The sequence below is a fragment of the Niabella sp. ZPM-14 genome, assembly GCF_055693045.2.
Genome location: NZ_CM181148.1, coordinates 1,389,217 through 1,409,611 on the forward strand (window position 1 = coordinate 1,389,217; position 20,395 = coordinate 1,409,611).

Consider the following 20,395-nt stretch of genomic DNA (forward strand, 5'->3'; position numbering starts at 1 on the left):
TTATTGACCTGTCAAAAAAATGTTTAACCGATCAGACCTCGATAATCCGCCGGGGTTACATCCCGGTTTTCCCTCCGGTATCGGCAGGCCAAGCGACTGGTAGTAACGCACCCAGACCGGGAAGTATACATCCGAACCCGGCTTTTTAAAGGTCATAGGATACAGCCGAAAGAAAGGCTTGTTCTTATTCGCATGCATGAATGCATCATAGATCAGCTCGGAACAATAATACTTTCCGTTGTTATAAAGAAAAGCATCATCGTAAGGGACGCCATTATTGCGGTGTAAAAAACGAATAGCCGCGGGGACGAATTTCTGATACCGGTGTTTCAACCTGCCCGCTACTAAAGGATGTGCAGACCTGGCACGGAACGAATCAAGCGGCACCCGGCGGACACCCGGCCCCATACTTTCCCATACAAAGATGACACTATCGGTTGCTTCAACCATTCCTACATGAGAAAAAGAATGGTTGCGCCACCCGGTGGTCACCGCCTCAATAGCATCACACATTTCGCCGCAATCCAGGTTTTGAAACAGCAGGTCGCCGGTCTTCAAAACACGATGCTCCGAAAGCTGTGCCGATAGAGCGGTCCAAAAGAAAACGGGCAATATCAATAATCCTTTCAAGTGACAGGTTTTATATAAATCAATAATCAGCAGGCGTTGCGACATAACTAAGACAAAGCGGCGCGAGGTAAGCGAGCTGAATATCAATCAACACCTGGCGCTTCGTGAAGAAACAGCTGATCGATTTTTTATGGTTGCTAAATTCTTTCAGCTGTATGTGTTGCCTGAAGTCCACCTCGCCGTTGCCATACCACTTAAATACCGCTTCCTTCGCGCTCCAGAGTTGTGTCAGTTCTTCGAGCGTGTCAGGCGCCGCTACCCGCTCCTCTTCTTCGCTGAGAAACTTATGACGGACCTTCCCCACTTTGGGTGTGGGAAGTTCTATATCGATACCCACCCGATGATCTTTGCTGACAAGGGCGGCAGCATAATCGCCGCAGTGAGAAATAGAGAAATGATAGGCTTCATCCGCCAGGAACGGTTTCCTTGTATCGGCAATGACCACCTGCTCTGAAGGGAAACCGGGAAAAAGATATTTCAGCAGAAAGCGCCCCGCCAGATGCTGCAGCCTTTTGTGGGCATGCGTTACATCGCGATGCAAAGGCACCAGGTTCTTGAAAAAAGCTTCGTCTTCTTCGATCTGCCAGATCCCCAAACGGGTTGTTTCATTAATATCTTGTTGAAAAAAAACAGGCATGATGAGACTAATAATTTTATATTGCGCAAAGTAACTTAAAAGGGGCAATGGGCAATGGGCAATGGCAATGGCAATGGCAATGGGCAATGGGCAATGGTCAATGGGCAAGGGGCAAGGGGCAAGGGGCAATGGGCAAGGGGCAAGGGCCCAAACGAGTTGCAACCGGTTTCTACTTACTAAACGCTACAATCAACAATGATTCTCTCTGATATCAGGATAAAAGAAGAAATGGAAAAGCGCTCGATCGTGATTGAGCCGTACAGCCGCGAATGCCTGGGCAGCAACAGCTATGATGTGCACCTGGGCAAATGGCTGGCAACCTATAAAGCGCATATACTGGACGCTAAACAACACAACGAGATCGAATATTTTGAAATTCCTGAAGAGGGATTTGTATTGTATCCTCATGTATTTTACCTCGGTGTAACACTCGAGTACACCGAAACACATGCGCACGTTCCGTTTCTCGAAGGCAAATCGTCGACAGGCCGCCTGGGTATTGATATTCACGCCACCGCGGGAAAGGGAGATGTGGGCTTCTGTGGCCACTGGACGCTGGAAATATCAGTCAAACAACCGGTAAAAGTGTATAAAGGCATGCCTGTGGGGCAACTAATCTACTTCCCGGTGGAAGGCGAGATCGAAGTGAAATACAACCAAAAGAAAAACGCGAAATATAGCAGCCAGCCTGAAAAGCCCGTGGAGAGCATGATGTGGAAGAACCAGTTTTAACCTAGCTTTTGAGCAAGGGAAACTCCACCGTAAACACCGACCCTTTGCCCAGGACGCTATCCACTTTCACGGTACCATTGTGCGAATCCGCTACTGACTTCACATAATTCAGACCGAGGCCAAACCCTTTCACGTTGTGAAGGTTTCCTGTGTGCGCGCGGTAGAATTTCTCGAAGATACGCTTCTGTGTTTCGCGGCTCATGCCGATACCGTTGTCTTCAAAACGAATCACGATACTATTGCCTGTGTTGCTGGTTGAGATCTTCACCTGGGTCGGTACATTATCTTTTGAATATTTAACGGCATTGTCAATGAGGTTGCTTACCAGGTTGGTGAAGTGCACCTCATCCGCATTGATGCGATCGTTGATGGCAGCCAGTTTCAGTTCGGCATCCCCATTTTTATCATGTAGTTGCAACTGGAAATTATCTACCACATTTTCGATGACTTCGTGTACATGCAATGGTTTCAGATCGATCTCGGCCTCGCGCTTTTCAAATTGCGAAGCTTTGAGAATTGTTTCCACCTGCTTGTTCATGCGCTGGTTTTCTTCCTTAATGATCGCACTGAAGTAGTTCAGCTTTTCCGGATTACCCATCACCTTTTCATTCTTCAACGCGTCGACCGCCAGCGAAATCGTGGCGATAGGCGTTTTGAATTCATGGGTCATATTGTTGATAAAATCGTTCTTGATATCGCCCAGCTTCTTCTGGCGCAACATGGTGTAGACGGTAAGATAAAAGGCCGCCACAATCACCAGGGTAAACAGCACTGCCAGAATAATACGCCAGACCAGTGATTTCTTTACAAATGATTTCCAGTTGAGCACCGTCAGATACAGCACTTCGTCTTTGGTGATATTTTCTGAAGGCGACCCGCTTTTGGAACGGATAAACCGTACGGGAGGTGTATAATTCTTCAGGGAGTCGGCGCTTACCTGGTAAAAATTAGGGGACTGTTTTTCAATATTGATGTTTCCGCCCATCATTTGCCCGGAGATAAAAGCATACTCATACTTCATATTCTCGAGACCGGCCTTATCAAAAGCCCGCTGGATGATCCGTTCGATTTCCTCGCTACTCAGCCGGGAGCCGATGGTGATGGTCTTGTACGAATCAAAGAAATTGCGTTGAGAGAACAGGCTGGAGTAATCGTCATTAGCCTGCGTGATATATTGGTCCCGAAGCAAACCGAATTCATTGCTCAGGTTGAGATACACATTGTCAATATTCTGCTTTACCTGGTCTTCCCTTAATGCAATGAGGTTTTTGAGCCAGGATATCTGCATCACAATGATGCCGATGAGGGATAGCGTAATTAAGACAGTTATCGAAGAAAAGAGTTTTTTCACAAACGCAAATATAATCATAGCAGTCAAGCCGTTCGCTAATAAAAGCTTTGCGTTTTATATTTAACTTTTTATAAAAACCCGATCGCCGCGGGCCCTTCGTAAAAAATAAGTATATTGGCTTTATGATACAACCCGCAAACGGCACGCTACTGATCGCGAACCCCCATCTAGACGACCCTAACTTTTTAAGAACCGTCATCTTTCTGTGTGAGCATAATACAGAAGGCAGCTTTGGCTTTGTCCTGAACCGGAAATTAGCGTACTCGATAGACCAATTGGTTCCCGAGCTGGGCGACTTTCAACTTCCCGTTTTTGAGGGCGGACCGGTCGAGCTGAATACCCTGCATTTTCTTCACCAGTATCCTGAGGCAATCCCCGGCGGCAAGGAGATCGTGGACGGGATCTATTGGGGCGGGGCTTTTGACAAGCTGATCGAATTGATCAATTCCAGGACGGCCGACCTGAGCAAAGTGCGGTTCTTTTTGGGATATAGTGGCTGGAGCCAGGGTCAGTTAGATGCGGAGATGGACGAGAAAACCTGGATCGTGGCCGATGCAAGCAAAAAGTTCGTTTTTACGCCAGAGGAAAAAGCGTTGTGGAAAGATGTATTGAAGGAATTGGGTGGGGAATACGAGCTTATCATCAATGCACCGCTGGACCCGAGAATGAATTAGAAAATCAACTGATAATATAACAATCAACATGAGAAAACTATTTTTTGCAGCGCTCCTGAGCAGCACTTTTTTTCTGTCTGGCTGCGACACGATAAAGAACGTAGCGGGAACACTTTCCAACTTCGAAATTGCGCAGGGACTGAAAGAAGCTTTGACACAGGGCCTTTTTAGTGGCTTTGAGGCTTTTGCCAACCCCAGCCAGGGCAATGCGCTGGTTCGTTTCGCTTTTCCGGGCGAAGCAGCCAAGATCGAAAAAACGCTGAGAGATTTGGGCCTGACGTCGGTGGTGAATAATGCGACAGCCAAATTCACCAATGCCATGTCCCTGGCCGTACAAAAAGCGAAACCGATCTTCCTGAATTCAGTGAAGAATATGAGCATCGGCGACGCGGCAGGCGTTCTTTTCAGCAAGGATCCACACGCTGCTACCCAATATTTCAAAACGGCAATGAGCCCCCAACTGATGACGGCCTTTCGCCCGATCGTTGACAGCACCATCCGGACAACCGGAGCCGCGAGTGAATACAACACACTGGTGAAGGCTTATAATGCCATTCCCTTTCTGAGTAAAAAACTGGAAACCAACCTGAACGATTTCATCGCAGCAAGGGCCATTGACGGCATGTTCCTGTATGTGGCGCAGAAGGAGCAGGACATCCGGTCGAATGTGTCGGCACGTACCACGCCGGTACTGCAGCGCGTGTTTGGCTATGCAGATCTTCAAAAAAGAACTACGGGAACGATGTCCAATTAAAGCCCCCAACCAAACTTTGTGAAGTTAATTCTTGACTGGCCGATGAGCGAACAGGGGCGTACGCCACGAATGCGCAGCGGTTATATACGGAATCGCGCTCATGCGCTGATCGAAAAGGTAAACACGGAGTCAATGTAACACCGCGGTGCGACTGTTCCTATCCTGATGTCCGTAGCGCCTTAATCCAGGGGTCCATTGCCGGTACTTTTGTTCAATGTTTGTTCATTTATCGAAAACTTGTGGTAGTTTAGGACTATTATTAACTACTAAAACAAACACGATGACCGAGACAAACACAACCAGCGATCTTTTTAATGATGGCGGAATATTATCCCAAAACGGCAAAATGAATCTCGATGAGGCGGGAAAGTGGGCCCGGTTCCTGAGCATTGTCGGATTTGTCATCCTGGGTCTGACGTTTATTTTCGGAATTTTCGCTGGCTCTATGATGACGGCATTTATGAATTCATCAGACAGCCCTACCCCATTCAGAGGCATGGGCAGTGCCTTCTTCATCATCTATTTTATTGTCGTGTGTGCAGTAACTTTCTATCCCACGCTAATGCTGTACAAGTTTGGAACCACAGTACGTGGCAGTATCAGGTACAACGAACCCACAAAGTTCAACCAGTCGCTTTTGTATCTGAAACGATTCTTTAAATTCCTGGGCATATTAACCATCATTATGATTGGCTTCTACCTGCTGGCATTTATATTCGGGGGATTGGGCGCGTTAACGAGAGCTATGTAAAAAAAAGCACATGGGATGATAAAAGGCTGGTTGATCTACAGCGGGTGCCTTTTCGATTAGTAAACAACAAGAGTTTCCCGTTCATAACATCAGGATCAAAAACTTGCTTGGAGCCAGCCGAAACATGCGAAAACTTGACTGATATTTATCGATTTTTCAAAAACTTATTTTAGTTTAGGATCATTATTAACTACCAAACCCCAATTATTATGGAACCTACAACAAACTATGCCAACTCCGGCGAGTCTAATCTCTTCCATTCGCAACCAATTACTGTATATGGAGGCTTCTGGGAACGATTTGCCGCTGTAATTATCGACGCAATTCTTGTTGGAATATTAGGTTATGTGGTGAGAATGATTTTTGGCGCTCCAACTACGGAAGAAATCATGACTGTCTCGCAAAACGAAGGTTTTTCAAGCGCCGTGCGGATCAGCTATTTCAATACTTCTAATTTGTTATCGGTAGTTGTAAGCTGGTTGTATTTCGCGCTGCAGGAATCGAGCGCTGCACAGGCCACCCTTGGAAAGAAAGCGCTCAACCTGAAAGTAACCGGAATGGGTGGAGAAAGGATCTCATTTCTGAATGCAACAGGGCGCCATTTTGCCAAATGGTTATCCGCTATCATTTTACTGATCGGTTACCTGATGATGCTTTGGGACGACAAAAAACAAACCTTACACGATAAACTGGCAGGCACGCTGGTGGTGAAAGAAAAATGATTCAAACTTTTAAATGAGGCTGACTCCTTGTTTTTACACAAACATAGGAGACAGCCTTATTTTTTTATATTGCTTTACCCTCAAGCGCTTTATCTATCGCATTCTTAGTTCCTTCTCCGGGACGCAGCAATTCTCCCATGCGAGGTGCATTATTATCAATAATCAGTCCTTTTTGATCGATTAAAAAGTAATGCGGAATGCCTGTGATGTTATACTTTTTACACACAGGGTGCTCTGTCCAGCCTTCCGCAATCAGGTTTACCTGGTCCTTCATGTTGAATTTTTCCAAAGCCTGCTTCCATTGTTTCTCATTGGTATCCACGCAAACAGAAATAAACACCACGTCTTTTCCTTTATAGCGTTCATGCAGCTGATGGCTATAATTTTCGATGTCATAAATGCAAGGTCCACAACCTACACCCCAAAAATCAAGGTAGACCACTTTTCCGGCGAAATCGGCCAGGGACACGTTTTGTCCTGCTTCGTTTTTGAGTGTGAAACCCGGAGCTGCTTTTCCCGGCTTAAGGGTGAGTGCAGCCGTATACCTCTTTTCCAGTATTTCTTTCAAAGCCGGATCATCCAGTTCCTTTGAAAAAATATGATATACGTTCTCCACGTTTTCAAATGCATACCAGTTGAAGTCATTGACGATATTTTTCGCTATAAACCAGTTTCTGATTGTATGCACTTTCATCGTCGCGTAGGCCATATGATAATTGTTGAGCGTAGGGTCGAAGCCGGACATCTCTCCGGAAAACGAATGGTACGGGTACGAAAAACGCGTGTGGTTGTATAAGAAGTCGCGATAAGGATCTGAAGTCCAAAACCATCTTTCGTTAAGGAATGTGTATGACGTAATTTCTATCGTGGGAAACGTATAGCGTAGCCGTTTTACATAGCTTGTGTCAGCGTTCGCCAGGTCCACCGGTTTCAGGCTATACCGGGGAATCAATCTTTCACTTCTCAAAAGGTTCGTATACTTAAAATAAGTGTCTAAATAAAAAGCTTGTAATGGCGCCACCTTTTTGCCCGCTGAATCTACGAACATCCGGATCTCCTTTTGAAACAGTCCGTTGATCATCGCATATCTGTCGTCATCGGTCAAGGAATCTCTCTTTTTATATAGCTCTTCATGTAAGTCGGTCAAGGGCTTCCTGAAGTGCAGATAGTTCTGCCATTGAAGGCCGAGCAGTTGATTGCGCACGCCCTGCGGACTATTCACACGAAAGCTTTTAGTAAATTCCTCCGCATCCCAATACACCCGGACCGTATCGCCTGCTGCTACGGAGAATGTGATGGCGTCATCATTCAGGTACAGGTACAGATCCTGCTGAACGCCTTCTATCGTTATTGTATGTGAAAAGTTTCCGCCGGCATCCACCAGAACGGACGAAGAAGCGTTATCAAAAAAACCGGTTTGCGCGTACTCGAAATACGTATCGTTGAAGTTATCGATATGTCCTGTCAGCAATACCGTCCCGGTAGTATCGAAGCGCTGGGCATATAAAAGAGAAGGAAGGATCAAAGCAGCGATAAAGAGCAAGGGCTTCATAAAGATAGTTTTTACTAAAAATACAACTTAAAAATCAATTGATTAGACAACGATTATCTGGGCCCATACACAAAAAAGCCGGTCGACTTTTATCGACCGGCTTTTTAAATAAATATTTGTGTAGCAGCATTAAGCTTTTTGAGCGCCCTCTACCAGTACGGTTACTTTGTTGTTCAACACTTCTACGAAGCCGCCCTGGATATGGTAAAACGTCGCGGGACCTGTCAGGCTACCCTGCAATACTTTCAGCTTACCTTCTCCCAACGCTGCGATCAGGGGTGCGTGTTTATCCAACACCTCGAACGAACCTGTGACTCCGGGCATCTGTACACCGTAAGCCTCACCACTGTAAATACTGCCTTCCGGAGTTAATATATTAAGTGTCATTTATAAAAAGATTTTAGTATTGAGATTTGTAGTATAGAGACTAAGGCTCGTCGTTTTAACTCCACCCCTCAGAACATCTAAGTACTAATCATCTACCTTACGCTCCCGCCAACAGTTTTTTACCTTTCTCGATAGCGTCATCGATCGTACCTACCAGGTTGAAAGCCGCTTCCGGATATTCGTCAACTTCTCCGTCCATGATCATGTTGAAGCCGCGGATCGTTTCGTCGATCGGTACCAGTACGCCTTTCAGACCGGTAAAGGCTTCCGCCACGTGGAACGGCTGAGAAAGGAAACGCTGTACTTTACGCGCGCGGGCTACCGTCATTTTATCTTCATCACTCAACTCATCCATACCCAGGATCGCGATGATGTCCTGCAGCTCTTTATAACGCTGTAATATTCTTTTCACTTTGTTAGCACACTCGTAGTGAGCTTCTCCCACTACCTGTGGCATGAGGATCCTCGAAGTAGAATCCAATGGATCCACCGCAGGATAGATACCTAAATCCGCAATTTTACGGCTCAATACGGTAGTCGCATCCAGGTGAGCAAAGGTAGTTGCAGGCGCCGGATCGGTCAAGTCATCCGCAGGCACGTATACCGCCTGTACGGAGGTAATTGAACCGTTCTTGGTAGAAGTGATCCGCTCCTGCATCAATCCCATTTCAGTAGCCAGCGTTGGCTGATATCCTACCGCAGAAGGCATCCGGCCTAACAGGGCCGATACCTCAGAACCTGCCTGGGTGAAACGGAAGATGTTATCGACGAAGAACAGGATATCCTTACCTTTTCCTTCGCCATCGCCATCACGGAAATATTCGGCAATGGTCAGACCGCTCAGGGCCACACGCGCACGTGCTCCCGGGGGCTCGTTCATCTGTCCGAATACGAAAGTCGCTTTAGAATCAGCCAGCTCTTCTGTTTTCACTTTGCTCAGATCCCAGCCACCTTCTTCCATGCTATGTTTGAACTCTTCACCATATTTCATGATACCCGCTTCGATCATCTCGCGCATCAGGTCATTACCTTCACGTGTTCTTTCACCCACACCTGCAAATACAGAAAGACCAGAGTAAGCTTTCGCAATATTGTTGATCAGCTCCTGGATCAATACGGTTTTACCCACACCGGCACCACCAAATAACCCGATCTTACCACCTTTCGCGTAGGGTTCGATCAGATCGATCACCTTAATACCGGTAAATAATACTTCTGAGGCAGTGCTCAGGTTCTCAAAAGCCGGAGGCATGGCGTGAATAGGGCGGCCGTTTTCTTTGGATACAGCAGGAAGACCGTCAATCGGATCACCGGTTACATTGAACAGGCGGCCTTTGATCGCATCGCCGGTTGGCATTGCTATCGCCTTTCCGGTATCGCGTACTTCCGTACCACGCACCAATCCTTCAGTTCCGTCCATCGCGATGGTACGTACACTATCTTCTCCTAAATGTTGCTGAACTTCCAGCACCAGCTTTTCGCCGTTTTCTTTTGTTAGTTCCAGTGCATTGTAAATTTCCGGAAGGGCATCGCCAAACTGTACATCGATTACCGCTCCAATAACTTGCTTGATTTTACCAACTTTTGCCATATTAATTAAGGTGTGGTTATTTTTGTGGCTGCAAAAGTAAGGCTTATCTGCGTATTATGGCACAACGGCTTTACAAATTATTCACATTTGAGGGGTTACCATGGTAACCAATGCACAGGAACCAAAAAATCACCTCCTTTGTGTCAAAAATGGGCGGTCGCTCCCCTGTCTTGTTTTATTTGTATGTAATTAAGACTATTTTTGCGGGCAAATTTATTTAGCCTCTATGAATCGCAGCAGACCGATCCTTTACACTGCTTTAGTTCTCTTATTGATCACCTCCTGTCAGTTTTTTGACCAGGACGCCGATGAGTCCGCCCGGCAGGAAGAAAAAGCGGTCACCAAGGTCGACATTACGATCGATACCAGCAACGCTTTCAATTCGTTGTTCATCGACAGCTTCACCGTCCGGTTCATTTTGGCCAAAAACCAGCTGGACGATACGCTGATCAACCGCATCAAAAGCTTTTACAACAGCCGGAACTATCAATACGCCTGGTTCTCAAAAGAAGGCCTGCCGGAGCATACCATTTCTTTCTGGAACCTCTTAAAAAATTACCTGAATTATTCCAAAGATTCATCGGTCTATCACCCCTGGCTAAACGAGAAAATGGAAACCCTGATCCGGGTCTCTTCCATCAGGCCCAAAAACGATTCGCTTTATCAGAACCTGGAAATCCTGCTAACCAAGGGCTTTTACACCTACGCGGCACATGCCTACGGTTCTAACCCTAACTTCAGCATCAAGTCGCTGGAATGGTACGTTCCAAAAAAGAAATTGACGCTCGAAGCGACGCTCGACTCCGTGCTGTCCAGAAGCGGGCAGTATGCGGATGAGTATGCGCCCCACAATCCGCAATACCTGAAACTCAGGGATCAACTGCTCAAGTACAAACAGATCAAGGAAAACGGTGGCTGGCCGGTCGTTCACAGCAAAGTGGACGTGATGAGGCAGGGTTACCGGGATGCGGCTGTCAAAACCCTCAAAAAGCGGTTAAAAGCCGAAGGCTTTCTTTCAGGCGCTGACAGTACTTTTACCGACACTTTCGACGGGGAGCTGGCGGATGCCGTGAATGCCCTGAAAAAAACCTACGGATACAAACCTGACGGTACCGCTGGCAGCACATTTCTGAAAGATGTTAATGTTCCGGTGGATGAGCGCATTCAACAAATACTGATCAACATGGAGCGCATGCGCTGGCTGCCGGGAAATACCAACGACAGCGGCCGCTCGATCATGGTCAATATCCCCGAGTTTCGCCTGCATGTGTACGAATATGGCCGGCCGGCCTGGGACATGGACGTGGTGGTAGGGAAAGAAGGCAACAACACGACGGTATTTACCGGCCGGTTGAGCAATATTGTATTCAGTCCCTACTGGAATGTGCCGGCCAGTATCGTGAAAAACGAAATGCACGGCAAACCCAGCGCGGCCTACCTGGCCAGGAACCATATGGAGATCGTGAAAGGTCGCGTGCGCCAGAAACCCGGCCCGTGGAACTCGCTGGGCCTGGTAAAGTTTCTGTTTCCCAATAGCTATAATATTTATTTTCACGATTCGCCGGCCAAAAGCCTGTTCAATCGCGACAAAAGAAGTTTCAGCCATGGCTGTATCCGCCTGAAGGAACCCGCTAAACTGGCGGCCTACCTGCTCGATGACACGGTGAGGTACAGCGCCAGGAAGGTCGACAGCCTCATGCACACCTACAAAGAAAAGTATGTGCGCGTAAAGCGCCCGGTGCCGGTATTGATCACCTATTTTACTTCCTGGGTGAATGACAGCAGTGTATTGAACTTCAGGGAAGATATCTATGGTCACGACGCCATCATCGCAAAGAAAATGTTCCTCAACAGCGTCGGCACCAGTTACAGCCGGCAGAAAGCGATCAAAGACAGCATTCAGAAAGCGAAAGAGCGCGCCAAAATAAAAGAGCAGTTTCGAAAAGACTCAATTGCGAAGCAACGCCGGAAAGATTCGATCGCGCAAGCAACGACCGCCGTACCCGCGCGGCCTTCCCGCAAGGATAGCAGCACGGGCCGCCGGGAAGAAGAAAACTAAGACAGCGCACTACAAGCTTACTTACATTTGTAACATGAACCTGATTGAAGTGACCAGTCCGTCGCTGGCTAAAGATTTTATTTTGGTCAATGTGATCATCAATAAAAATGATCCGAATTATATCCGCCCGCTGGATAAAGACGTCCACCAGGTTTTTGATCCCGCCAAAAACAAAACGTTCAGATCGGGCGAAGTGATCCGCTGGATCCTCAAGGACGACCGCGGGCAACTGATCGGCCGTATCGCCGCTTTCGTTAATAAAAAATACAGGACCAAAGGAGATGACGGGCCTGTCGGCGGCATCGGTTTTTTTGATTGCATCCACGATCAGCAGGCAGCCAACCTGCTGCTCGACGCGGCTAAGGACTGGCTTCAGCAAAGAGGCATGACGGCAATGGACGGGCCGATCAACTTTGGAGAACGCGATACCTGGTGGGGGCTGCTGGTGGAAGGTTTTGAACCACCGCTCTACCGGATGAATTACAACCCTTCCTATTATAAAGAGCTGCTGGAAAACTACGGCTTCCGTCCTTTTTTTGACCAGATCTGTTTTGGCCTGAACGTGGGTAGCCGCATCCAGGAGAAGTTTTATGAAAGGCATGCTGCGCTGGCAAAAAACCCCGATTATTCATCAGACAATATCAAAAAGAATAACCTGGGCAAATATGCCAAAGACTTTACGACCGTCTATAATAAAGCCTGGGCGGGCCATGGCGGCCTGAAGCAACTGGATGAAAGAACCGTGATCAAGATGTTCCAATCGATGAAAGCCGTGATGGACGAGCGCATCAACTGGATCATTTATCATAAAGAAGAACCGATCGGCATCTGGCTCAATCTGCCCGATCTCAATCAATGGTTCAAATACCTCAACGGTCAGTTCGGCCTGTTCAATAAACTAAGGTTCCTTTGGTTGAAGAGAACTAAACCCTGCAACAAATTTGTCGGCCTCGTTTTCGGCATCGTTCCTGAATTCCAGGGAAAGGGTGTGGACGCGTACATGATCATCGAAGGCTGCCGGCTCATCCAGAACTTAACGATCACTGACGGACAATACCGCCTTGGAACGCCTATTTACGAAAACTATGAGATGCAGTGGATCGGGGCGTTCAATCCTAAAATGATCAATGTGGCCGAGTCGCTGGGCACGCATAAAAGCAGGATGCTGACCACCTACCGTTATTTATTTGACCGCGAAAAGCCATTTAAACCTCATCCCGTCTTATCTTAGCAGTAATCTTCCTGCTCAGGCCGATTAAGACCCCACGGATCATTAACGATTGGATTGATCAGGATCAAAAAACATATATGAATAAAAACCAGGTTGGTATAGTTTTCGTATATCAGGAACTGATGTGAATTTTCTCTATTGAAAGCCATACAAAAATATACCGAACAAGAGTTGGTTGCCTTAATAAAGCAACGTGATGCCAGTGCTTTTAGCTACTTGTACGATAACTATGCCCCTGCGCTCAATAGCGTGGTGCGTGGTTTTATCCAGGACGAGCAGCTGGCGGACAGCGTGTTGCAGGACAGTTTCGTGAAGATCTGGAACCAGGCAAGTACTTTTGACAGTATAAAAGGCCGTTTATTCACCTGGATGTCTTCGATCGTGCGCAATACAGCCATTGATACGTTAAGAAGTAAGGATTGGAAAAATTCGAGACTTAATGTGGAACTGACCGACAGGAACAATGAAATTGCAGCGGATAATGCGCTCAACGTAGACGCTATAGGTCTTCGCAAGTTTGTGAATGGTCTTCGCGATGAATATAAGACGGTAGTGGAGATGTGTTATTTCGACGGATTTAGTCAAAATGATATAGCTCAAACAACCGGTGTGCCCTTGGGCACCGTCAAAACCAGGTTGCGTAAAGCTTTGTTAGAATTAAGAAGCAGGATAAAACAATAGATGGACATAAGGGAGTACATACAAAGTGGCATAATTGAAAGTTATGTGTTGGGCCTGGCAGATCCGGAGGAAGTGGCCGAGCTTGAGCAGCTTCGTGCAACGCACCCGGAAATCCAGGAAGCCATAGAAGCTTTCGAAAACGAGCTGGAAGCATCTTCCATGCGCAACGCCGTACCCGTTTCCGCAGACGTCAAGTCAAAGCTGTTCGAGGAGCTCGACCTTCGGCCCGCCAACGAAGCTGAAGCCCCTGTGCCGGATCCCAAAGTGCACCCTATTGCCAGTGCCGGCAAAACGCCTTTTATTAAATACCTGGCTGCAGCGTCCGTCATTTTACTGATCATCAGCGCCGGCTTTAATATTTATACCTACTCGAAGTACCGTGAGGTAGCCGATGAAAACAAACAACTCGCGCTGCAGCGCGACCAGCTATACGCACAAAACAGTACGATCCAGACCAGGCTCGGCGAGCTCGACAGGAACATGCAGCTGATCACCGGTCCGGATATGATCAAGGTGCCCCTGGCAGGAGTACCTGGAAAAGAGAATAACCAGGCTGTGGTTTACTGGAACAAGGCGAACAAAGATGTGTACCTCATCGCTAATGCACTGCCCCAGGCACCGAAAGGCAAGCAATATCAATTGTGGGCACTGCTGGATGGAAAGCCCATCGATGCCGGCGTGCTGAGTGATTGCAACACGGTTTGTAAACTCAAGAACATTCCTAATGCCCAGGCGTTCGCCATTACATTGGAAAATGAAGGAGGTAGCCCTACCCCCAATCTCGAACAGCTATACGTGATGGGAAAAATTTAATTTTCCGAAATCCATTTTATTACAACTCTCGTATCTATAGCATGTCATGGTTAGAGAATGACATATCAGTACTGGGGCTGCAGGTTTGGGCGGCCCCTTTTTTTATGCCCAAAAACTGCGGAACTGTAGGGTCTTTTAACAGAGCATCGATTTCCTCCTACCTTTCTCTTCTCCATATCTGCTAATACCTTGACTGCTAAAGCAACATCCATTAAAAAGTTTTTTAGAAAATTTAACGGAAAAGAATCCATATACAGTTGTGTTCCGTATATGTCTATGAACGGGCCACTTTAAGTACCCAAAACCTATTTCCAAATCAAAAATCAAACATTATGAAATCAGAACATTCAAACCTGACAACCCGGTCTGAAGCACCAGGCAAGGAAAGTTTCAATAGAAGAAAATTCCTTTCTGCGCTGGGCATGGGTACTGCCGGGGTCGCCTTATTATCTTCTTGCGAAAGAAACGACTGGTACGATCAATTTAAAAACGGGAATAATAATAAAGACGGAGCTACATTAGATTTTAAAGATGATATCGGTGTATTGAACTATGCCTACGCCCTGGAACAACTGGAGGCGGCGTTTTACACACAGGTAGCAGCCAACCCTGCTTCCGGCTTCTCTGCTACACAGAAAGCCTACTTCACAGATGTGCAATATCACGAGATTGCCCACCGCGAGTTCTTCAAAAAGGCACTGGGTGAGAACGCTATCGGCAGCCTGGAGGTAGACTTCTCTTCCATTAACTTTTCAGATGCCGCCAGCGTATTAGCTGCCGCAAAAACATTTGAAGACCTGGGTGTGGCTGCTTACAATGGCGCCGGTGTGAGACTTAAAACAGATGCTTACTTGGTAATCGCCGGCCAGATCGTTTCTGTGGAAGCACGCCATGCCGCGTGGGTACGCGATCAGATCTCCAACGGTTCGTTTGCAGACCTAAACGATCTTACGGCGCTGGGCGCTAACAATGCAGGTGGTTTAGATGCCGCGCTCACTCCTGATAAAGTGTTGCCCCTGGCCGCTAAGTACATCAAAACAAAAATCAACGTTATCAATCTTTAAACCCGTTAAACATTACAACTATGAATATCCTTAATCTATTGGGCGAAATTGAAAAGACAGACGCCGATATATTTGACAGACTGAGCCCCCGCAGAAAGGTGATGAAAGACTTTTACAACACGGGCAAGAAAATTTCCCTGGCCGCGTTGCCCCTGGCTTTGAGCTCCATGTTCTCTAAAGCTTATGGACAAGCATCTACCTCAGCAGTGAATGATGTACTAAACTTTGCACTTACGCTCGAATACCTCGAGTACCATTTTTATAACCACGCCTTGCTGGGTACAGATGTAACTTTCGCGTTCCCTTCTACCGCGGCAAGAGGTGCCATTACTACCATCCGTGATCACGAAAAAGCACACGTGGACCTGTTGAAAGGTGCGTTAGGATCTGCAGCCCGCCCTGAACTGGCTTATGCTAATTTCGACTTCAGAGCCGGTGGCACTTTTGCAGATGTTTATACCAACTACCAGACCTTCCTGAAAGTAGCGACCGCATTTGAGGACACAGGTGTCAGGGCGTACAAAGGACAAGCGCCGGTACTCAAAGGCAATGCAGTTTTAACTACAGCACTTCAGATACATTCGGTAGAGGCACGCCATGCGTCTCATCTACGCCAGATGACAGCCGCCGCACTGGGCGTAGGTCTTAAACCATGGATCACGTATGCCGCCAACGGAAATGATACAGGTGTTGCTCCAGCTAACCCGGTATATGCAGGCGAGCAAAACACAACACAAGCCGGTATTCAGATCACCAACATTGCTTCAGGCGTGACGCAGGCCGCAGCCGCAGAAAGCTTTGACGAGTTCCTCACAAAAGCACAGGTCGTAACCATCGCTAATCTGTTCCTGAAAGATGGCTACAAATTGTAACAACATCCGGAATTTGAAATAGCAAAAAAGAAAGCCTGCGTTATTTACGCAGGCTTTCCCTTTTAAAGATAAACTATAAAAAATTATCTGCTACAATCAGCTGTCCAGGTATTACCATCTTTGATATACAGCATATCCAGGTTGTTAGCATCCAATCTGATGTAGTTGGTACCTTCGGAACCGCCTATATTCACCAGGACGTTATCGCCTTTCTTTTCAAACTCCACATTGTTGATATCAGGAATACCGTTTGAGAACTTAAAGCTGTACCTCGTGCCGGAACCTGCTTTAACCACCGTTACCGAACCATTGGTATTAGAAACATCATCACCGCTTCCGGAGTAAGATACTTGTCCGTTATAAGTTCCAACAAAAAAGTCGTTGTCTGCGGGATCATCATCTTTACTACAAGCAGAGAACACAACCGTCGCAAAAAGGGCAACACCTAAAACTTTCAAAATTGATTTCATAGAATGGGATTTTGATTACTAAATTATTTTCAACCCCTGAGTTGCAAACCCCGTACCAAGAGTAAAATCTGCCCGGAATATAATATTCACAAAACTTTATGATTTTGCAATGCAACCGTTTTCATTTTCGGACAAATGTTTGTGGCTTACCCCGTTGTTACATGAGATCTCTAAACCAGTTTTAAACGAAAACAGCTTGTACTATGAAAGTAAAAACTTGTCTCTTGGGGCACGGTCATGTGTGCGCCTGCCTCATTCTATTTTTCTCGCTTTTATCTTTTGCCTCCCATGCTCAGACCGTCAAAGGCTCGGTCACGTCGAAAGGCCAACCGGTAAATGGCGCCACCGTGAATGTCAAAGGAGCCACAACCAGCACAGTTACAGACAGTAGTGGTAATTTTTCCCTGGATACCTCTCCTGAAAGCGTACTCGAGATCTCTCACGTGAGTTATCTCCGCAAAGAAGTGCCCGTCAATGGGCAGACCAGTCTGATGATCGAGCTAGAACCAACCGCATCCAGTATGGATGAGGTCGTTGTAGTCGGGTATGGCACGCAAAAGAAGGTGACGCTCACTGGTGCGGTCGCCGATGTAAAAGGATCGGAACTGGCTAAAACGCCTACGCTGAACCTGACTAATTCCCTGGCCGGACGACTACCGGGGATCACCGCGCTGAATGGCAGCGGAGAACCGGGATACGATGGCTCCACCATCCGGATCAGGGGCACGAATTCGCTCGGTAACTCAGGCGCCCTGATCGTAATAGATGGTGTCCCCGACCGGGAAGGCGGGATGGAACGCCTGAATCCCAATGACATAGAAAGTATGTCCGTCCTCAAAGACGCCTCCGCCGCCATTTACGGTTCGCGCGCCGCCAACGGTGTCATCCTCATCACCACTAAAAGAGGAAAAAGCGGCAAGCCGCTGCTGTCCTACACTTTTAACCAGGGCTGGGCCCAGCCTACGGTGATTCCCGAATTGACCGACGCCGTTGAATATGGCATCCTCCGGAATGAACTTGCGGTCTACGAAAGCAGCGTACCGCCCGATCAATGGAAGGCCGCCTACGACGCATTGATCAATACCGGCACTTATACCAACCCGGATAATGGCGCCGCGATCAACTCGCCGACCGGCTTTTTCCCGGAAGACATGCAGAAATACCGCGATGGCTCGGATCCCTGGGGGCATCCCAATACGGATTGGTTCGACGCCACTTTTAAAAACTGGTCGCCTCAATCGCGCCACTATGTTCAATTATCCGGCGGTTCCGAAAACGTAAAATATCTCGGATCCTTAGGCTACCAAAACCAGGACGCCTATTATAAAAACTCCGCTACCGGCTACAAGCAATATGACCTGAGATTGAACCTCGATGCCAAGATCAACAAGTACATGAACCTTCAGTTGGGCATCGCCGGACGCGAGGAATACCGGGCTTTTCCGACCGATGGCGCTGGCGAGATCTTCCGCATGCTGATGCGCGGCAAGCCCAACGAGCCGGCCATCTGGCCCAACGGTTTGCCGGGCCGGGATATTGAATACGGTCAGAACCCGGTGGTGATCACTACCAATCAAACCGGCTACGATCGCGATAAACGGGATTATATTCAAACGACCGGTCGCCTGGAAATCCTGATACCCGGCGTAGAAGGCTTAAAGATTACCGGTACCGCGGCGCTTGACAAATACTTTAAAAATCAAAAACGATTTGAGACGCCCTGGTATTTATACTCGTGGGATAAAACATCGTACGAAGCGGACGGTGTGACGCCCAAGCTTACAAGAGAATTGCGCTCGCCTTTCACAGATCCGAGGTTGACCCAATGGACCGAGAACACGCTAAATATCAACCTGTCTGGTTTATTGAATTATGATAAAACCTTTGGTGCGCATACCATCAATTTCCTCGCCGGTGTGCAGCGCGAAACGGAGGACTATGAAGGGTTCAATGCATTCAGAAGATATTTTCTTTCCAGTGCGATCGATGTATTATCCGCCGGTGGCGACCTCGAAAAGAACAATGGTGGCGGGGCCTACAGAAGAGCAAGGCTGAGCTATTTTGGACGGGTCGGCTATAACTATGAGCAAAAGTATTTATTTGAATTCCTGTGGCGTTACGATGGATCATACATCTTCCCTCCCAACAAAAGATTTGGCTTCTTCCCCGGCGTAACAGCGGGCTGGCGCATCTCCGAAGAAAAATTCTTCAAGGACAACATCAGCTTTATCAACAACCTGAAAATACGCGGGTCCTGGGGCCAGATGGGTGCTGAGCCCTATTTTGGCGGCAACCTGGCCGAGTATCAGTTCATCTCCTCCTACCCTTTCACCACTTATGTTTTGAGCGACGCCGTAGTACAGGCACTTTATGAAACGAGAGTAGCCAATCAGAACTTCACCTGGGAGATCGGTAACAATACCAACGTGGGTCTGGATGCAGCATTTCTGAACAACCGGTTGTCGGTAGAACTTGATTATTTCTACAATGTACGAAGCAGGGCGCTGATTGCAGAAACCGGCCTGGTACCGCAAAGCAGCGGGATCGCCAACAAACTGCCGCCCACCAACAAAGGTAAAATGTCCAACCGGGGCGGTGAGTTCAAGATCTCCTGGAGTGACAATGTAGGCGAAGTCACTTATAGCCTCGGCATCAATGGCGGGTATGCCAAGAACAAAGTGCTTTATTCAAGCGAACCTGCCGGCGTGCCCGAATGGCAACGTTCGACCGGCAAACCCTATGGCACCAGCGGGTTCACCATTGTTGCCTATCAATATGATGGCGTGTTTCGCAACCAGGCAGACATTGACGCGAATACGATCGATTATTCTGCACTTACCAATAACCTTCGTCCCGGCGACATGAAGTTAAAAGACTACAACCAGGACGGAAAGATAACAGCGGACGATATGGTTGCGCTCGACAAAACGCGGGACCCTGTATTCACAGGCGGTTTCAACGGAAGCCTGAGTTACCGCAATCTTGATTTCAGCTTTATGTTCCAGGGCGCCGCAGGCGGAATGCTCTTTTTCGGAACCGAATCCGGTGATATCGGGAACTATCTTCAATACTCATTTGATAACCGATGGACCGTCGATAACGAGAGCAGCGTTGATCCGCGCATTACGAGCAGAAACAACCAGTATTACACCGATTTTGCCAAAGCCGGAAGGAACACCTATTTCCTGCGCAGCAGCAATTACCTGCGTCTGAAAAATGTGGAATTAGGATACTCAGTCAGCATGCCCAAATCGATCAGAGAAGTGATCAGCAATATCAGGGTGTTTGCTAACGGGCAGAACATTTTCACCTGGGACAAAATGCGCCTCTGGGATCCGGAAGCGACCAGCACCAATGGTCAATACTATCCTCAATCGCGCATCCTCAACATCGGAGCTACCGTGACCTTCTAATCACCCTTTTG

General features: G+C 47.5%; 19 protein-coding genes. 12 read left to right on the forward strand and 7 right to left on the reverse strand.

Features of this window, described 5'->3' with window-relative positions; all coding sequences use genetic code 11:
• Together ACU37H_RS05945 and ACU37H_RS05950 are read right to left on the reverse strand one after the other, a co-directional pair.
• Positions 1–630, reverse strand: coding sequence for a YiiX/YebB-like N1pC/P60 family cysteine hydrolase (locus tag ACU37H_RS05945; protein WP_472705662.1), 630 nt, complete (start codon positions 628–630; stop codon positions 1–3).
• 19 nt (positions 631–649) lie between these two features.
• Positions 650–1,267, reverse strand: a complete 618-nt coding sequence (locus ACU37H_RS05950; RefSeq protein ID WP_472705660.1) for a 4'-phosphopantetheinyl transferase family protein — start codon at positions 1,265–1,267, stop codon at positions 650–652.
• 195 nt (positions 1,268–1,462) lie between these two features.
• Between ACU37H_RS05950 and dcd the strand changes: the two genes are divergently transcribed.
• Positions 1,463–1,999, forward strand: coding sequence for a dCTP deaminase (gene dcd / locus ACU37H_RS05955; protein WP_472705658.1), 537 nt, complete (start codon positions 1,463–1,465; stop codon positions 1,997–1,999).
• Position 2,000: 1 nt separating this feature from the next.
• Here the strand turns inward: dcd and ACU37H_RS05960 are convergent, their stop codons facing one another.
• Complete coding sequence (locus ACU37H_RS05960; protein ID WP_472705656.1) at positions 2,001–3,350, reverse strand: sensor histidine kinase; 1,350 nt, start codon at positions 3,348–3,350, stop codon at positions 2,001–2,003.
• Between the two features lie 122 nt (positions 3,351–3,472).
• On the opposite strand from ACU37H_RS05960, the gene ACU37H_RS05965 reads away from it, so the two are divergent.
• The 4 genes from ACU37H_RS05965 to ACU37H_RS05980 all read left to right on the forward strand — a co-directional run bounded on the left by ACU37H_RS05965 (position 3,473) and on the right by ACU37H_RS05980 (position 6,251).
• Positions 3,473–4,024, forward strand: coding sequence for a YqgE/AlgH family protein (locus tag ACU37H_RS05965; protein ID WP_472705654.1), 552 nt, complete (start codon positions 3,473–3,475; stop codon positions 4,022–4,024).
• A gap of 28 nt (positions 4,025–4,052) precedes the next feature.
• Positions 4,053–4,778, forward strand: a complete 726-nt coding sequence (locus ACU37H_RS05970; RefSeq protein WP_472705652.1) for a DUF4197 domain-containing protein — start codon at positions 4,053–4,055, stop codon at positions 4,776–4,778.
• Between the two features lie 280 nt (positions 4,779–5,058).
• Positions 5,059–5,529: a hypothetical protein gene (locus tag ACU37H_RS05975; protein WP_472705650.1), complete on the forward strand. Its 471-nt coding sequence runs from the start codon at positions 5,059–5,061 to the stop codon at positions 5,527–5,529.
• Positions 5,530–5,738: 209 nt separating this feature from the next.
• Positions 5,739–6,251 carry an RDD family protein gene (locus ACU37H_RS05980; protein WP_472705648.1) on the forward strand — a complete coding sequence of 171 codons (513 nt, stop codon included), beginning with the start codon at positions 5,739–5,741 and terminating at the stop codon, positions 6,249–6,251.
• 64 nt (positions 6,252–6,315) lie between these two features.
• Here the strand turns inward: ACU37H_RS05980 and ACU37H_RS05985 are convergent, their stop codons facing one another.
• From ACU37H_RS05985 to atpD, 3 genes are all read right to left on the reverse strand, one after another.
• Positions 6,316–7,803: a TlpA family protein disulfide reductase gene (locus ACU37H_RS05985; RefSeq protein ID WP_472705646.1), complete on the reverse strand. Its 1,488-nt coding sequence runs from the start codon at positions 7,801–7,803 to the stop codon at positions 6,316–6,318.
• 129 nt (positions 7,804–7,932) lie between these two features.
• Complete coding sequence (gene atpC, locus ACU37H_RS05990; protein WP_472705644.1) at positions 7,933–8,190, reverse strand: ATP synthase F1 subunit epsilon; 258 nt, start codon at positions 8,188–8,190, stop codon at positions 7,933–7,935.
• A 97-nt stretch (positions 8,191–8,287) separates the two neighbouring features.
• Positions 8,288–9,781 carry a F0F1 ATP synthase subunit beta gene (atpD, locus tag ACU37H_RS05995; protein ID WP_472705642.1) on the reverse strand — a complete coding sequence of 498 codons (1,494 nt, stop codon included), beginning with the start codon at positions 9,779–9,781 and terminating at the stop codon, positions 8,288–8,290.
• Positions 9,782–10,007: 226 nt separating this feature from the next.
• On the opposite strand from atpD, the gene ACU37H_RS06000 reads away from it, so the two are divergent.
• The 6 genes from ACU37H_RS06000 (at position 10,008) to ACU37H_RS06025 (ending at position 16,501) form a co-directional block, all read left to right on the forward strand.
• The gene (locus ACU37H_RS06000) at positions 10,008–11,840 is read left to right on the forward strand and encodes a L,D-transpeptidase family protein (RefSeq protein ID WP_472705640.1); all 1,833 of its coding nucleotides are present in this window, start codon (positions 10,008–10,010) and stop codon (positions 11,838–11,840) included.
• A gap of 34 nt (positions 11,841–11,874) precedes the next feature.
• Complete coding sequence (locus tag ACU37H_RS06005) at positions 11,875–13,071, forward strand: hypothetical protein (protein WP_472705638.1); 1,197 nt, start codon at positions 11,875–11,877, stop codon at positions 13,069–13,071.
• Between the two features lie 138 nt (positions 13,072–13,209).
• Entirely contained in the window at positions 13,210–13,752 is a 543-nt protein-coding gene (locus tag ACU37H_RS06010; protein WP_472705636.1) for an RNA polymerase sigma factor, read from the forward strand.
• Entirely contained in the window at positions 13,753–14,565 is an 813-nt protein-coding gene (locus tag ACU37H_RS06015; protein ID WP_472705634.1) for an anti-sigma factor, read from the forward strand. It begins immediately after the preceding gene.
• Positions 14,566–14,897: 332 nt separating this feature from the next.
• Positions 14,898–15,629: a ferritin-like domain-containing protein gene (locus tag ACU37H_RS06020; RefSeq protein ID WP_472705632.1), complete on the forward strand. Its 732-nt coding sequence runs from the start codon at positions 14,898–14,900 to the stop codon at positions 15,627–15,629.
• A 20-nt stretch (positions 15,630–15,649) separates the two neighbouring features.
• Positions 15,650–16,501 (forward strand): ferritin-like domain-containing protein, encoded by an 852-nt coding sequence (locus ACU37H_RS06025; protein WP_472705631.1) that lies wholly within the window; start codon positions 15,650–15,652, stop codon positions 16,499–16,501.
• An 83-nt stretch (positions 16,502–16,584) separates the two neighbouring features.
• Here ACU37H_RS06025 and ACU37H_RS06030 read toward each other — a convergent pair whose 3' ends face one another.
• Positions 16,585–16,971, reverse strand: coding sequence for a hypothetical protein (locus tag ACU37H_RS06030; protein WP_472705629.1), 387 nt, complete (start codon positions 16,969–16,971; stop codon positions 16,585–16,587).
• A gap of 203 nt (positions 16,972–17,174) precedes the next feature.
• On the opposite strand from ACU37H_RS06030, the gene ACU37H_RS06035 reads away from it, so the two are divergent.
• Positions 17,175–20,384: a SusC/RagA family TonB-linked outer membrane protein gene (locus ACU37H_RS06035; protein WP_472705627.1), complete on the forward strand. Its 3,210-nt coding sequence runs from the start codon at positions 17,175–17,177 to the stop codon at positions 20,382–20,384.
• The last annotated feature ends 11 nt before the right edge of the window (positions 20,385–20,395 follow it).